The sequence below is a fragment of the Maricaulis maris genome, assembly GCF_049116555.1.
Lineage (GTDB): Bacteria > Pseudomonadota > Alphaproteobacteria > Caulobacterales > Maricaulaceae > Maricaulis > Maricaulis maris_C.
This window is the reverse complement of record NZ_JAGDYT010000006.1, coordinates 38,809-53,794: the sequence shown is the minus strand read 5'-3', so window position 1 is coordinate 53,794 and position 14,986 is coordinate 38,809. Positions and strand designations below refer to the sequence as shown.

Here is a 14,986-nt window from a genome sequence, read left to right as displayed (position 1 = left end):
TGGTTAACGTAGGGCCAGCAGCAAGGGGGCGTCTGCGTGATTCGGTTTTGGCAGAAACTGGCGATTGCCGGCCTGGCGATGTTGGCCCTTGCGGGCACGTCGGCCTGGGCCCTGCAGGACCTTGCTCCGAGGCCTGTCGGCACGGGAACTGAAGAGACGGGGACCGAAGGGCCGGGGACCGAAGAGGCAGGGACAGAAGACACCGCTGCGGAGGCCGCCCTCGTCGAGGCGCTGGACAGCGACCCGGTTCGCCCCGTGGCTGACATCGCCTACTGGTCGAGGCAGATTGGCGGCTGGACCGAAGCGCGTCGCGAGGCCCTGGCGCTTGAGCTCTTCGAGGCGCCCAGTCATGGCCTGCCATCGCTGGATGCCTATGCCAATGCGATCCTCGATCCGGCCCGCCCGGACGCCGAGCGCGATCACCTGGCGGGTATCGCCTATCTGACTTTTGCCGGTTGGCTCGAACACGGCTTGCTGGATTCCGAGACCCGGACCCCGCGCCATTTGTTCGACGAGGAGGCGGAGCAACTCGTACGCCGAATTGGCTGGGCCTTTGAGGCCGGGGATGTCGGGCAGGCCATCGCCGACAGCGTGCCGCGCGTGCGCGACTATGATGCGCTGCGACATGAAATGATGCGTGTGCTGGCAGTGACGCCGATCTGGCCGGGCGTGGATACCGGCCCGTCGCTGAGCCGTGATGATGCCGGACACCGTGTGGATCAGCTGCGCACCCGTCTGACTGCCGAAGGCCTTCTGGATGCGCGCTGGCAGGAAGGCCAGCCCTATGATGTTCGCCTCGAAACGGCCGTCCGGCGCTATCAGGGGCGAACCAATCTCGCCCCCACCGGCCGCATGGACCAGGCCACGCTGCGCCAGCTCAACCTGCCGCCGGATCGCCGGATTGGACAATTGATGGCCAATCTCGAACAGCGGCGCTGGCGGACGCGGGATCTCGGCCGACGGCATATCTGGGTCAATCTCGCCGACTTCCGGCTTGAGGCCTGGGAGGATGGCCAGCTGGCGCGTGAGCATGAAGTCATGGTCGGCGCGCAGGCAAGCTCAACGCCGGAATTCTCCGAGGAGATGCGCTATATCGTGCTGAACCCCTGGTGGGGGTTGCCGGCCGGTTCGGCGAGGCCGCGCTTCCAGTCCTTCCGGCGCAATCCGGGGCTGGTCCGAGATCTCGGCTTCCAGATCTATAATCGGGCCGGTGAGGCGATCTCGGTGTATGAGGTTGATTGGAGCCGCTGGGGCAATGACTGGCCCTACCGGATGTCACAGCCGCCCGGGCCGACCAATCCGATGGGGGAGGTGAAGTTCATTTTCCCGAACCGTTTCAATGTCTACATCCACGACACCACAGAGCGAGACCAATTCGTGCGGACACGCCGCGACTTCTCGGCTGGTTGCATCCGGGTCCAGGACCCCCTCGCACTCGCGGCCTGGGTACTCGAGGGCCAGGATGATTGGGATCGCGACCGGATCGACGCGGTTGCGGCCGGTTCGTCTCCGCGTGTTGTCTGGCTGGACGAGCGCATACCGGTGCACATCGCCTACTGGACGGTTGTTGGCGATGATGACGGCGAGGTCCGCTACCTCAATGACCTCTACCGGCGTGATAACGGCGTGATTGATGCCTATCTTGCCGCGTATGAGTCCCGATCCGGATTGGGGCCGTCCCCGGTGCGCTTGGCTTCCGGCGCCCCGAGCGCCAGTCTGGATTGACGACGTCGCGCCGTTTCGGGCTGCGATGCATTCGGGCGACAGGTTGCATTCGGCGTGAGGGCTGGCGTTTATCCGGCAACCCGATGTTTTTATTGCGGTAATTCCCGCGCCAGCCCGTCGGGCACGGCGTGGGTGTAACATCACTGCAACGGGCGCAGATTTTTACACCAAATGCTTGTTTTGTCTCGGAGCGGTGTAGCGCTCGCGATCTAATTGTAGTAGGAAATCCGTTAGGAAATGCCCTGTGGACAGGGATTCCTCGTGTTCGGCATGTGGTCGAAAACGGTCAGTCACACCAAGGGAGCACCGCTCCCGGAGGGGGAATGATGAAGAAACGGCTTTTTACGGCGGCCGCCGTTGGGGCCTTCCTGGCAGCGGGTCCTGCGTTCGCTGACGAAGGCTGGTATGTGCGTGGCGCCGTCGGTTACGGTGGCCCGGGTGACACGGATGTCTCCGGTTCGCTGAATGGTGAAATTCAGGGCGAAGGCAATTTCCGCGAAGCGGTTGCTCTCGGCTATGAGTGGATGGACGGGTTCCGCCTCGAAGGCGAACTGGCACACCGCTACAATGATACCGGTGCTGTTGGTGGCTTCGAAAACAGCCTCAGCGATTTCCAGATTTGGTCGCTGATGGCGAACGCTATCTTTGATTTCAATCCGGATGGTAGCTACCACCCGTATGTTGGCCTTGGTCTCGGCCTTGCCGAAACCAGTGGCACGCTCACCGGTTGGTCCGCAGGCACGATGCCTCCGCTCCCGACCCCCGCCGACTATGTCGTGGCTCAGGACTCGGACAATCCGTTCGCCTGGCAGGTCATGGCTGGTATCGGTTGGGATCTGACCGAGCGTCTGACGCTGGATACGGAATACCGCTATTTCTCCACCGGCAGCTCTGATTACGCTCCGGGCGTGAGCGTCGATGGTCTGGGTGGTCACGAAGTGTGGCTTGGTCTGCGTTATTCCTTCGCAGCCCCGCCGCCCCCGCCGCCTCCGCCGCCGCCGCCGCCTCCGCCGCCGCCGCCTCCGCCTCCTCCGCCTCCGCCGCCGCCTCCGCCGGCTGAAGTGTGTGACGATGTCAGCTTCCCGGTCTACTTCGAGTGGGACAGCTCTTCGCTTACGGATCAGGCCCGTGCGGTTATCGCTCAGGCATCCAACCAGCGTGGTACCTGTGACGTCACTCGCGTGACCGTCGCCGGCTTCACGGACCGTTCCGGTGCAGCCTCCTACAATGTGGGTCTGTCCGAGCGCCGTGCCCGCGTTGTCCGTGAGGAACTGGTTCGCCTTGGCGTCCCGGCAAGCTCCATCTCGATGGAAGCATTCGGTGAGACCCGCAATGCCGTCACAACTGCCGACGGTGTCCGCGAGCCGCTGAACCGTCGTACGGAAGTGGTTATCGTTCTCGACTAATTGTCGAGCGATCGCTGAACAAGATGCGGCCCGGTGTTTGTCACCGGGCCGCATTTTTTTGTTCTGGACCCGGGATTGGAAAATTAATGCGCCGATCTCGGGGTGAGAGGGCATGATTGGGCGGTTTTTCCGCCTTGCTGAGGACAGGCTTGACCCATCGGATGGGCCGGTTCAAACCGGCAGAAATCCTTTGCGGCAAACGGGCCGTGAGGCGTCGGGAGAATTATGATGAGCAAGCCGGACAAATCCTATCGCAAGCGCGAGATCGCTGGACACACGCTGAGCCCTGAAACCCAGATGATGAGCTATGGCTATGATCCCAAGCTCTCGGAAATGTCGATCAAGCCGCCGGTTTTCCTGACCTCGACTTTCGCCTTTGCCACCGCGGAAGACGGTGCAGCCTTTTTCCGTGTGACGCTCGGCCAGGCCGAAGAGGGCGACCCGGAACAGGCCGGTCTGATGTATTCGCGTTTCAACAACCCTAATATGGAAGTCCTTGAAGATCGTCTGGCCCTCTATGACGGGGCTGATGAGGCCGCGGTCTTCTCCTCCGGCATGGCCGCCATCTCGACGACGCTGATGGGCCTGGCGCATGCCGGTTCGGTCATCCTGCAGTCCACACCGCTCTATGGCGGGACTGAAAGCCTGATCCGTAAATTCCTCCCCAATTACGGGATCAAGTCGGTCGATTTTTTCGCTGGCGCCCATGAGGACGAATTGCGGGCCGCGGCCGATGCGGCCATGGCGCAGGGTGAGGTCTCGGTCATCTACACCGAAACGCCGACCAACCCGACCAATGACCTCGTGGATCTGGCGGCCTGTCGCCGCATCGCGGACATGATCAAGGACAAGCAGGGCAAGCGACCCTGGATCGTGGTCGACAACACCTTCCTTGGCCCGGTCGGGCAGGCGCCTTTGGCGCTGGGTGCCGATGTCGTCGTTTACTCGCTGACCAAATATATTGGTGGCCATTCCGACCTGATCGCCGGCTCTGCCTCCGGGCGCTCGGAAGCCATGGCGCTGATCCGCGGCCTGCGCGGCTATCTCGGCACCAATCTCGACCCGCACACCTGCTGGATGTTGCTGCGGTCGCTGGAGACCGTGAAAATCCGGATGGAAGCGGCCGCGCTCGGCGCTCGCAAGGTCGCGGAATATCTGCGGGATCACCCGAAGGTCGGCCGCGTGCGCTATCTCGGATTCATGGAGAAAGGGACGCGCGATGGCGATGTTTTCCATGCCCAGTCGACAAGTGCCGGTTCGACCTTCGCATTTGACCTGGCGGACGAGAAAGCTGCGTTCCGCATGCTCAATGCCCTGCAGGTCATGAAGCTCGCCGTCAGCCTGGGCGGGACGGAAACCCTGATCTGCCATCCGGGCTCGACGACCCATCGCGGTGTTGATCCGGAACTGCGCAAGCGCCAGGGCTTCTCGGACGGTCTGGTGCGGATCTCGGTCGGGATCGAAAACCCGGACGACCTGATCGCCGACCTCGAACAGGCGCTCCAGAACGCTTGATAACGCGACCATGTACCCCGGCCGGCACAACCTGTCGGCCGGGGGTGGACGGCTCGGTTTAAACGGCTATCACTGGCTCATGCACGACAAACTGGACCTCAATCCGGACGAATGCGCCGTACTCGATTGGATCGATACGCGGGCCGATGGCATGATCGAAACGGTCAAGGCCTGGTCAGCGATCAATTCCGGCAGCCGCAATGCCGATGGCCTCGAGGCCATGCGCGCGGAGCTGGAAACCGCCTTCGCCGAGACCGGCGGCGAGATCCGCGCGATCGAGCTGCCGCCGACCACGGTGGTTGATCCCGACGGCACTGTCCGCGAACAGGCTTTCACCCCGTCCTTCCATTGCCGGATCCGCCCCCAGGCGCCGATCCGCATCGTCATGACCGGTCATCACGACACGGTCTTTCCGGCCGGCAGTCACTTCCAGTCTACCGAGCTCTGGGATGATGACACGCTGAACGGCCCCGGTGTCGCCGACATGAAGGGCGGCATTCTGGTGATGCTGCACGGCATTCTCGGCCTCGAACGCTCGCCCTGGAAGGACGAAATCGGGATTGATGTCCTGATCAGTCCGGACGAGGAAATCGGGTCGCTCGGGTCTGGCCCCATTCTCGCCGAGCTGGGAGCCGGGGCGGATATCGGCATGACGTATGAACCGGCGCTGGCCGACGGGTCTCTGGCCGGTGCGCGCAAGGGATCGGGCAATTGGTCCTTGAAAGTCTCCGGCCGTGCCGCGCATGCCGGGCGCGAGCATCATCTGGGCCGCAATGCCCTGGCCGCTGCCTGCCAGTTCGGGCTTGGCCTTGATGCCCTCAATGGCAAGCGCGAGGACGTCACCTTCAATCTGGCCCGCATCGATGGTGGCGGTCCGCCGAATGTGGTGCCGGACAATGCCGTCGTCCGGTTCAATGTGCGGGTCAAAACCGAAAATGACCGTGTCTGGGTCGAGGCCGAGCTGGAGCGCCTGGTCGACGAAATCCGGTTTCGGGACGGGATTGAGGCAGAGCTTCATGGCGGCTTTACCCGGCCGCCCAAACCCATGTCGCCAGCCAATGCGCGCATGTTTGAATGGACCCGAGCAGCTGGCTCAGCGCTCGGGCTCGACATTCGCTGGCAGGACACGGGCGGTGTCTGCGAAGGCAATAATCTGTGGGCGGCCGGCTGCCCCAATGTCGATACGCTGGGCGTGCGCGGCGCGGATATCCATTCCGACCGCGAGATCGTCAAACTGTCCAGCTTTGCCGAGCGCGCCAAATTGTCGGCCATCATGCTGATGAAATTCGCGCAGGGCCAATTTGATGCGCGGGAGGCGCGAGCGCTGGCCAAAAGCCAGGGCTGAAGACTGATCGGGAGGGATCATGCTGATCGTACGAGCGGCCAAACGGTCGGATCTGGACGCCCTTGTGCGTCTCGCCGAGGAAGCCGGTACCGGCTTCACCTCACTGGCCGTGCCCCCGGAAGTGCTCGAGGAACGCCTCGTCAAATCCGAACGCGCCTTTTCAGGGCCGGGCGACCGGCAGACCGAGGATACCTATCAGCTGATGCTGGAGGATACCGAGACAGGCCGGATCGTCGGATGCTCGGCTGTCAAGGCCATGGTCGGTGTCTCGAAACCCTATTGGGACTTCAAGATCATGACCCTGGCGCAGCATTCCACCGAAGCGGATCGCCGCTTCGACATGGATGCCATGCTGCTGGTCAATGATTTCGCCGGGGCGTCGGAAGTCGGGACCTTGTTCGTGTCAGAGGCCGGGCGCGGTACCGGCGCGGGGCGTCTGGTCGCCCAGTCGCGCTATCTGTTGATCGCGGCCGGACAGCAGCGTTTCGGTGAGAAAGTTCTCGCAGAGCTGCGCGGTGTTGTTCACGAGGACGGGTCTTCGCCTTTCTTCGATCATGTCTCGCGCCCCTTCTTCCGCATGGATTTTGACGATGCGGACCGGCTGTCGGCGGCGACGGACAATCAGTTCATCCTCGATCTCGGGCCGCAGCACCTGATCTATGTCGACCTCCTGCCGGAGGCGGCACGGGCGGTGATCGGCAAGCCCCACAAGGACGGGCAGGGCGCCTATAATCTCCTGAAGTGGGAAGGCTTCCACTATGACCGCTATGTCGACATTTTCGACGGTGGTCCCCTGGTTTCGAACTGGACCGAGAATATCCGCACCCTGCGCGAGAGCCGCGAAGTGACGGTGCGGGCGGCAACCACGATCGGCGGTGCCGAGGGCATTCTCTCGACCGACCGCTTCAATGATTTCCGGACCTGCCAGGCGCAGGTCGTGGATGATGGTGACATTGTGGGCGTGTCCTACGACACGATGCAGGCCCTCGACCTGCACGAAGGCGATCGCGCCCGCTTCTGGCGACGCAAGGGATAGCAGCATGACTTTCATCAACGGCGAATGGCGCGACGGTAGCGGCGCGGAACTCGTATCCCACAATCCGGCGGATAACGCCGTCGTCTGGTCGGGTCACACGGCGACGCCGGACGACGTCGCCAGAGCGTTTGCCGCTGCCCGCGCGGCTTTTCCGGCCTGGGGGCGCCGGCCGCTGGCGGAGCGTATTGAAATCGTCGAGCGCTACAAGGCGGAGCTGGAAACGCGCAAGCCCGAACTGGCCGAACTGATTTCGCGCGAAACCGGAAAGCCGCGCTGGGAAGGTCTGGCCGAGGCGGGCGCGATGATCGGCAAGATCGACATTTCCGTAAAGGCGAACACCGAACGTACCTCCGGTCATGAAACCGAGACGGCGTTCGGATATGCCCGGCTGGCCCACAAGCCGCTTGGCGTCATGTTCGTGCTCGGCCCGTATAATTTCCCGGGCCATTTGCCCAATGGCCATATTGTTCCGGCGCTGATTGCCGGCAATACGATCGTCTTCAAGCCGTCCGAAATCACCCCGGGTGTCGGCGAGGCGATGGTCAAGGCGTGGGAGGCAGCCGGCCTGCCCGCAGGCGTGCTCAATCTGGTCCAGGGGGCACGTGAAACGGGAGCGGCTGCGCTCGATAATGCCGAGCTCGACGGCGTGCTTTTCACCGGCTCCTGGGGCACGGGCAAGTTCATCCATGAGACATTCGCCGGCCGGACCGGTATTCAGCTGGCGCTGGAGATGGGCGGCAATAATCCGCTTGTTGTCTGGGAAGCCGAGGATGCTGAAGCCGCTGCGCGCATCGCCGTCCAGTCGGCCTATGTGACCGCGGGGCAGCGCTGCTCCTGCGCCCGTCGCCTCATCCTGCCGGAGGGGGCCTTCGGCGATGCCGTGATTGACGCGATCATCCGGATAGCCGGCCAGCTTTCCATTGGTCGCTGGGATGCGAGCGAAGAGCCTTTCATCGGCCCGCTCGTCTCTGCACGGGCCGCGCAAGGCGTTCTCGATGCCCAGAGGGATCTGATCGCCCGGGGAGCCAAGCCCCTGCTGGACGTCGTGCCTGTGCCCGAGCTCGGCGAGGCCTTTCTGCGCCCCGGTCTGCTCGACGTCACCGGCGTGGATGTGCCCGATGAGGAAGTCTTCGGCCCGCTCATCCAGGTCACGCGTGTGGCCAGTTTCGAGGCCGCGATGGCGGCGGCCAATGACACGGCCTACGGCCTGTCTTCCGGTCTGGTGTCTGACAGCGAAGACCTGTGGGAGCGCTTTTGGGTCGAGAGCCGGGCCGGCATTGTGAACTGGAATCGGCCGACCTGTGGTGCGGCATCGAATATGCCATTCGGTGGCCCCGGCCAGTCGGGCAATCTGCGACCAAGCGCCTATTATGCCGCGGATTATTGCGCCTATCCGGTGGCCACACAGGCGGCCCGGACGCCGGAGCGGATGGCTGTCAAAGGAGTGGATTGATCATGTCGGCACGCGAGGCAAATTTCGACGGGTTGATCGGGCCGACGCATAATTATGGCGGCCTTTCGGATGGCAATCTGGCCAGCGCTCGCAATGAGGGGCTTGTCTCGTCGCCGCGTGAAGGCGTGCTTGAAGGCCTGACCAAGATGAAACGTCTCGCCGATGCCGGTCTGGTGCAGGGGCTTCTGCCCCCGCATGAGCGTCCTTTCCTGCCATTGCTGCGCCGCGCCGGATTCTCCGGCAGCGATGCGGGCGTTCTGGAATCCGCTTGGAAGCAGGCACCAGGTCTGGTGCGGAAAGCAAGTTCTGCGTCGCCGATGTGGTCTGCCAATGCTGCGACCGTATCGCCGTCGGCGGATACCGCGGATTCGCGCCTGCATTTCACGCCGGCCAATCTCCTGACCACCTTGCACCGCTCCATCGAAGGACGACAGACCCAGCGCGGATTGTCCTGGGCGTTCGCGGACACGGATCGGTTTGCCGTCCATGACCCTTTGCCCATGCAGGCCGATTTCGCTGATGAGGGCGCCGCCAATCATGTTCGCCTGTGCGCAGAGCAGGGCGGTGAAGGCGTCGAGATCTTTGTCTATGGCCGGGTTGCCGGCGAGAACTGGTCCGGCGCTTTCCCGGCACGTCAGACACTGGAAGCCTGCCAGGCGGTCGCTCGCTCCCACGGGCTGGACCCGGCGCGGTGCGTCTTTCTGCGCCAGTCGCAGGACGCGATTGATGCCGGCGCCTTTCATAATGATGTTGTCTGTGTCGGCACCCGTACGACGCTGTTCTTCCACGAGCTCGCATTCGAGGACCGGGCGGGTGCAATGGACGCCATCCGCCGTGCCGCCGATGGGTTGTTCGATCCCGTCTTTGTCGAGGTTCCCGAGGCGGATGTTCCGATCGGCGATGCCATCACCAGCTACCTCTTCAATTCGCAACTCCTGGAGTGGCCTGGCGAGGACCGCCTGGCGCTGATCGCACCGAAGGAGACCGAGGAGACCGAGACAACGCGCGCCTATTGTGCGGGCATGGTCGCCGGCAATGGCCCGATCGGGCGCGTGGAATATGTCGATGTACGCCAGTCCATGCGAAATGGCGGCGGACCGGCCTGTCTGCGCCTGCGCGTCGTTCTGACCGATGAGGAACTCGCCGCCGTGACGCCGTCGGCATTGATGACGGACGCGCTTTTCAGCCAGCTGACGGCGTGGGCGAATAGGCATTATCGGGACCGGCTTGCACCCGATGATCTCGGCGATCCGGCCTTGCTGACAGAATCGCGCACGGCCCTGGACGCGCTGACCGGGATCCTGGGTCTGGGCGGGGATTTCTACCCGTTCCAGCGCGGCTGATCGACCTGTGGGCGTTGAGGAATAATCCTATTCTCCAAGCCTCTACCCAAACAGGTTTTTCGTGATAGTTTGCCGCCTTCGCACTTCGGGGGGCATGCAGTTGTCAGACGTCAGGCTTGTGCCGGTCATTCTGGTCGATGATGACCCGGACGAGCATTTCCTGTTCAAGGCGGATCTCGAAGATGCCGGTGTTGACTTCGAGTTCAACGGTTTCACGCGTCCCGAAGATGCGCTGGACCATTTGCGTGCCCGAGATGCCGGCCCCGTTTTTGTGCTGTGTGATCTGAGCTTGGCCGGCGGCGATGCGCTCGCCTTCATCGGCGATACCCAGACTGAGCTCGGTGGCGGCGCGATCGGCGTGTATTCAGGCGCGCGCAATCCGGAAATGGAAGAGAAGTGTCGCGCGGCCGGCGCAACCTTCTACATCGTGAAACCGGTCTCACGGGAAAAACTGGTCGAGGCCCTCGCCAAGACCGGGACGATGATGCTGGCCGAAACGCAGGACGGTCGCGTCAGCCCGGCCTTGGTTTGAGCCTGGCGCTGAAACCGGAGCGCCGTCAGACAGCTTCCGCCTTGCCGGTCAATCCACCCGCCATCGCATATTCCTGACTGCCGCGCGTGTAGACCCTGTCGCCCTCGGCGACGTCAGATGGCTTGTATTCTGTCAGATCCGGCAGGCGATCATAGATCGGCGCGAAGTCGGCATAGGTCGCCTCCATCAGCTCGTCATAGCTGTCGATCACGAAGTAGCTCTGCTGGAAATCGTCATAGCGGTAATCGGTCCGCATGATCCGTTCGAGATCGAAATGGATGCGGTTGGGGGAGCGGGCTTCAAGGCTGAAGATCGACTCTGCGCGTGATGAGACGATGCCGGCGCCAAAGATGCGTCGACCTTCCGGCGTGTTGATGAGGCCGAATTCCACCGTGTACCAGTAGAGCCGTGCCATGTGCTTGATGGCATCGAATTCGAGTGAGCGAAGACCGCCCCGGCCATAGGCCTGCATATAGTCGGCGAAAACAGGCTGGGTGAGCAGGGGGACGTGGCCGAAGACATCATGGAAAATGTCGGGTTCGGGCAGGTAGTCGAGCTTCTCGCCATCCCGGATGAAGCGCCCGGAAACGAAGCGGCGATTGGCCAGGTGCTCGTAGAAGTCCTTTTCCGGGATCAGGCCCGGCACCGTCACAACTGTCCAGCCGGTCAGCTTTTCCAGCTTGTCATTGACCCGCCGGAAATCGGGAATACCGCCTTCATTGAGATTGAGCATCTCCAGACCGGCGAAATGTTCCGGTGCCGCGCGTCCCTTCAGGATTTTCATCTGGCGCGCGTAGAGCGTTGTCCAGATCGCGTGCTCCTCCGACGAGTAGCGCTCCCACTTCTGGTCGATGGTAAAATCGGCAGCAGGGTCCTGTTCCGCAACGACGGGATCATTCACAGGCATGGACGGGCTCCGATCACATGAGGGGTCAGGTTAGTTTCATTTGAAACTAATATAGGCCAAAGCGAGCCCTGACCCAACAGGGACATGTTGCGAAAACGCGATTTCGGGCACGAAAAACGCCGCCCCGGAAGCCAGGGCGGCGCTTTCGTTCAGGCCTGTGGCCGGATCAGTCGGTGCAGAGCACGTCGACCAGGGCACCGCACTGACCGGAGGTGCAGGCGCGGTTCTGTTCCAGATACCAGGTCTGCGACCGGTTATAGCGGTCCACGCTGTAATGGGCGGCGCGGCGCAGTCCGGCGGCCTGGCACATGCGGTCGGCGGCCTGCTGGTCGCAGCGGGCACCATAGCCACCCAGGCAGCGATCAATGCCATAGCCATTGATCTCCGGGCGCGGGAAGAAAAGGCTGTCGACGCCACGAACACCGCCGCGGATATCGGCACGTGGTCCGCCTGGATAGCCGCCACCGGGGCCACCCCAGCTGCCATCGACACGACGCAGCGAGGTCACGCGGTTGCGCAGGCCCAGACTGGTGAGGTCGCGAACCTCGCCCTGAACGCGCTGGCAACTGTCGGTGAAGCCTTCATCATCGCAGATGATCCAGGTCTCGCCGCGGGCAATGATCAGGCTGTCGGCGCGGTCATTGAAACCCATGCGGGAGAGGTTGGACGTGTCGGAATCGACGGCGACACGCTGGCCTTCGAAATTGATGCCGTCATAGAGGAAGACGCCGGAGCGAGGCCATTCGCCTCCGCCACCGGGGCGTCCCGGGCGGCTGGGTCGACCCGCATAATCCGGTTCGGCCGAGCTGATCTCGCCAGCCATGCCACCCCCGATATTGGCGATGTCGCCATCGATCACCATGCAGGCGCCATCGAAATTGGCGTGCTGGCAGGCAACCCATGCTCCGCGTCCGCCATGGCGAACCGACCGGGCCTGGTCATTGAAGTTGATGCGCGAGAAGTCCGGCGTACTCGTGGTCACGACAACCGCCCGCCCGGTATAGTTCGGACCGGAATAGAACGTCAGGGACGGGCCGCCATAGCCGCCACCGGGGCGACCGGGTTGACCGGCGGCGACCGGACGAAGCGAGGTCAGCTGGTCATTCATCCGACCCATGGACGCCTGGCCGGAGGCATGGATTTCACACGTGCCGCCATAGTCGTCGTGCTGGCACAATTCCCACTGGCCGGAGACGACCCGGAACGACGACGCCCGGTCATTGAAATTGACCGAGTCGAGATTGCGGACATCGCCGGAGATCCGCACTTCGCGTCCGCGATAATTGGCATCCTCGTAAAGGATGATGGACTGGGCGGCGGCGTGGCCGGCAAGGCTGGTGAGCAGGAGGCCGATCGCGGCCTGTCCCAGGCGTTTCATGGACATCTCATTCTCCCCTCTGTCGGGTCTGGCATGGTAGGCACAGACCGTGTCACAGCGCACATGAACCCGATCCGGGACGGCGGGTCATCTGACGTTCATCGTGATCCTATTGTGGATCGGCGGGTGTTTCTTCCTCGGTGTTTTCATTGCGGTTGCGCCGCTGATTGAGCAGGCCGCGCAGCAATTGTTCGGCCGGATCCGGGCGGCTCTCCTCGCCACCGTCATCAGTGGCATCATCCTGACTGTCATCCTCTCCGCCCAGGCCGATCGCATTGAGCAGGCCGTCGCGCAGCGCGTCTTCCGGCGAACCGGAGCCGTCACCGCCCAGCGCACTGTTCACCGCGCCCTGGAGCAGGGCCTCGCCGACCGCCTGGGTGTCGACGCCGACGGAGACCGAATTAAAGTCGCCGCGCAGTCGGATCGGTACGGTGATGCCGCGCAGATCGCGTTGGCCGCCCTGACCTTCGATGGAGGCGACCGCGCGTGGTCGCAGGCGGTAGTCCACGCTTTGCCCGGGCAGGTCCACTGACCCGGCGCCCTCGATGCGCAGGAGCGGAGAGAGCATGAGCAGGTCACGCTGCGCGACCTGGCCGTCGGTGATGGTGAAGGAGCCGGTCAGCGAGGAGAAGTCGGTGGCCTGCTGCTCGCCCGTACTCGCCGCGCTTTCATCCTCGGCTTCACCCTGGTTGCCACCGCCGCCCACCAGGCTGCTGACATTGCGGATGGTCTGGGCGACATTGATTCCGACGATGGCCCCATCGGCGAAGCTGAAATTTCCGCTGCCATCGAGCGAGCTCATGATGGCGGCCTGGGACGCGCCGGCGGCTGTGAGATCAAGCGAAAGGGCGCCGGTACCGCGCAATTTGTCAAAGCCCGCCGCGGCTTCGAGGAAGGGACCGGAGTCGAGCCCGTCCAGCGAGGCGTTGAGCGAAAAGCTGGGGCGATTGCCGCGGCCATTGGCGACCACGGTGGCGCTGCCCTGACCGGCATACAGCGCGATATTCTCCAGTGCCACTTCCAGCCGGCTATTGTTCAACCGGGCGCGCAGCCGGGCGTCGGTAATCTCCAGATCCTGGACCAGGAGCCGGCCAACCTCGAGCCGCAGATCGGCGTCGACCACACCGAGGCCGGCCAGATCGATCGGCGCTTCGCTCCAGGGCGGGACACCGCCGCCGGATGTCGGGGCCGGGCGTTCGACCGGTGCCGGCAGATAGGGGTTCACATCCAGTTCTGCCAGGGTGAGCGAGCCGGTCAGGCGCGGGCGCGGCCCGGTCATGTTGGCGGTCAGCGCGGCCGAGCCGGCAATGGCGTCAAATTCCAGCCGGGAGGCATTGAGTCCGATCTCGCCCGGCTCCCCGGTCAGCGTGCCGACGGCCCGGAAGCGTTCGATATTCTCGCCCGGCGGCAGGGCGGCTCCCGCAAAGGCGGCGAGATCGCGGATCGAGGGGATGGTGGCGTCCAGCGCGCCATCAAAGGCAACCGCTTCGCCAGCGAGAAAACGCCCGTCAAAGCTCACATCGGCGAGATTGCCACCGAGGCCCAGCGTGACCGGCGTTTCGCGTCCTTCGAAGAAATCGCGGATCGATCCGATCGTGGCGCTGAAGTCGAGGCTCTCGCCATCGGCATTGAGCGCACCATTCAGGCGGGTCTCCGCGTCCAGCGAGGGCAGGGCAACCGTCAGGTCAAGCCCGGTGATGGCCCGGCTCTGCGTGCCATCGGAGAAAAAGAGGGCGCCATTTTCGATCCGCACATCACCGAAACTGGCCTCCAGCGGCAGGGCGCCTTCACGCCAGACAAAGCCGTCGCCCGAGCTGACAGGCGCCGGCGCGGTCGCGTCGTCGGGATTGGTGAAGCTCCAATTATTGCCGGAGCGATTCTGTTCGAGGCGGATGGTCGGTTCGACCAGAACGAATTCGGTGATCTCGACGCGGCGACTCAGGAGCGGGATCAGACGGACGCCGACGCGCATCTCGCGCATCTCGGCGAAGGCTGCCTCACCGAAACCGGGCGCATTGGCGATCGAAACGTCGCTGGCGCGAATCTGTAATTGCGGGAAGACCTGCAGCGAGATGTCGCCGCCCAGCGAGACCTCGCGATTGAGGGCGTCCCGGGCGGCGGTTTCCACCGGCTCGCGATAGGTTGAGGCGGGAATGACCGCCGGCAGGACAAAGACCGCTGCGACCAGCAGGACGATGATGAAGCCGAGGGCGAGACCGAGGCGTTTCATGGCGGGGGCACTCCGGGTTGGTTGAAAAATCACGCTAGCGGCAGCGTTTGTCGTTTTCTTGGCGAGACGTGAAAAACTCTTCGCGTTAGGTTACCGCTGATTGGAACGTCACCAAA

11 protein-coding genes are annotated in these 14,986 nt (G+C 63.4%); 8 read left to right on the top strand and 3 right to left on the bottom strand.

All coding sequences use genetic code 11. The features are described 5' to 3' along the window. The first annotated feature begins 36 nt into the window (after window positions 1–36). The 8 genes from JXQ94_RS07850 to JXQ94_RS07815 all read left to right on the top strand — a co-directional run bounded on the left by JXQ94_RS07850 (window position 37) and on the right by JXQ94_RS07815 (window position 10,355). The gene (locus JXQ94_RS07850; RefSeq protein WP_421923220.1) at window positions 37–1,725 is read left to right on the top strand and encodes a L,D-transpeptidase family protein; all 1,689 of its coding nucleotides are present in this window, start codon (window positions 37–39) and stop codon (window positions 1,723–1,725) included. Between the two features lie 323 nt (window positions 1,726–2,048). After that, window positions 2,049–3,131 (top strand): OmpA family protein, encoded by a 1,083-nt coding sequence (locus JXQ94_RS07845; RefSeq protein ID WP_421923219.1) that lies wholly within the window; start codon window positions 2,049–2,051, stop codon window positions 3,129–3,131. A gap of 228 nt (window positions 3,132–3,359) precedes the next feature. Next, window positions 3,360–4,646 carry a cystathionine gamma-synthase family protein gene (locus tag JXQ94_RS07840; protein ID WP_421923218.1) on the top strand — a complete coding sequence of 429 codons (1,287 nt, stop codon included), beginning with the start codon at window positions 3,360–3,362 and terminating at the stop codon, window positions 4,644–4,646. 79 nt (window positions 4,647–4,725) lie between these two features. Further along, window positions 4,726–5,991 carry a hydrolase gene (locus JXQ94_RS07835; RefSeq protein ID WP_421923217.1) on the top strand — a complete coding sequence of 422 codons (1,266 nt, stop codon included), beginning with the start codon at window positions 4,726–4,728 and terminating at the stop codon, window positions 5,989–5,991. 19 nt (window positions 5,992–6,010) lie between these two features. Continuing rightward, the gene (locus tag JXQ94_RS07830; RefSeq protein WP_421923216.1) at window positions 6,011–7,027 is read left to right on the top strand and encodes an arginine N-succinyltransferase; all 1,017 of its coding nucleotides are present in this window, start codon (window positions 6,011–6,013) and stop codon (window positions 7,025–7,027) included. Between the two features lie 4 nt (window positions 7,028–7,031). Then, window positions 7,032–8,480 (top strand): succinylglutamate-semialdehyde dehydrogenase, encoded by a 1,449-nt coding sequence (gene astD, locus JXQ94_RS07825; RefSeq protein WP_421923215.1) that lies wholly within the window; start codon window positions 7,032–7,034, stop codon window positions 8,478–8,480. Further along, the gene (gene astB, locus JXQ94_RS07820) at window positions 8,480–9,823 is read left to right on the top strand and encodes an N-succinylarginine dihydrolase (protein WP_421923730.1); all 1,344 of its coding nucleotides are present in this window, start codon (window positions 8,480–8,482) and stop codon (window positions 9,821–9,823) included. The genes astD and astB overlap by 1 nt, the downstream gene beginning before the upstream one ends. A gap of 94 nt (window positions 9,824–9,917) precedes the next feature. Next, window positions 9,918–10,355, top strand: a complete 438-nt coding sequence (locus tag JXQ94_RS07815; RefSeq protein WP_421923214.1) for a response regulator — start codon at window positions 9,918–9,920, stop codon at window positions 10,353–10,355. 25 nt (window positions 10,356–10,380) lie between these two features. Here the strand turns inward: JXQ94_RS07815 and phhA are convergent, their stop codons facing one another. The 3 genes from phhA to JXQ94_RS07800 all read right to left on the bottom strand — a co-directional run bounded on the left by phhA (window position 10,381) and on the right by JXQ94_RS07800 (window position 14,870). Continuing rightward, window positions 10,381–11,262: a phenylalanine 4-monooxygenase gene (gene phhA, locus JXQ94_RS07810; RefSeq protein ID WP_421923213.1), complete on the bottom strand. Its 882-nt coding sequence runs from the start codon at window positions 11,260–11,262 to the stop codon at window positions 10,381–10,383. 166 nt (window positions 11,263–11,428) lie between these two features. Continuing rightward, window positions 11,429–12,646, bottom strand: a complete 1,218-nt coding sequence (locus tag JXQ94_RS07805; RefSeq protein ID WP_421923212.1) for a beta/gamma crystallin-related protein — start codon at window positions 12,644–12,646, stop codon at window positions 11,429–11,431. Window positions 12,647–12,749: 103 nt separating this feature from the next. Continuing rightward, the gene (locus tag JXQ94_RS07800) at window positions 12,750–14,870 is read right to left on the bottom strand and encodes an AsmA family protein (protein WP_421923211.1); all 2,121 of its coding nucleotides are present in this window, start codon (window positions 14,868–14,870) and stop codon (window positions 12,750–12,752) included. Window positions 14,871–14,986 lie beyond the last annotated feature (116 nt).

What these genes read in the sequence shown, in the direction of transcription:
- JXQ94_RS07845 (WP_421923219.1), top strand. Translation starts at nt 2,049, where the DNA reads ATGATGAAGAAACGGCTTTTTACGGCGGCCGCCGTTGGGGCCTTCCTG.
- JXQ94_RS07840 (WP_421923218.1), top strand. Translation starts at nt 3,360, where the DNA reads ATGAGCAAGCCGGACAAATCCTATCGCAAGCGCGAGATCGCTGGACAC.
- JXQ94_RS07835 (WP_421923217.1), top strand. Translation starts at nt 4,726, where the DNA reads ATGCACGACAAACTGGACCTCAATCCGGACGAATGCGCCGTACTCGAT.
- JXQ94_RS07830 (WP_421923216.1), top strand. Translation starts at nt 6,011, where the DNA reads ATGCTGATCGTACGAGCGGCCAAACGGTCGGATCTGGACGCCCTTGTG.
- astD (WP_421923215.1), top strand. Translation starts at nt 7,032, where the DNA reads ATGACTTTCATCAACGGCGAATGGCGCGACGGTAGCGGCGCGGAACTC.
- JXQ94_RS07815 (WP_421923214.1), top strand. Translation starts at nt 9,918, where the DNA reads ATGCAGTTGTCAGACGTCAGGCTTGTGCCGGTCATTCTGGTCGATGAT.
- phhA (WP_421923213.1), bottom strand. Translation starts at nt 11,262, where the DNA reads ATGCCTGTGAATGATCCCGTCGTTGCGGAACAGGACCCTGCTGCCGAT.
- JXQ94_RS07805 (WP_421923212.1), bottom strand. Translation starts at nt 12,646, where the DNA reads ATGTCCATGAAACGCCTGGGACAGGCCGCGATCGGCCTCCTGCTCACC.
- JXQ94_RS07800 (WP_421923211.1), bottom strand. Translation starts at nt 14,870, where the DNA reads ATGAAACGCCTCGGTCTCGCCCTCGGCTTCATCATCGTCCTGCTGGTC.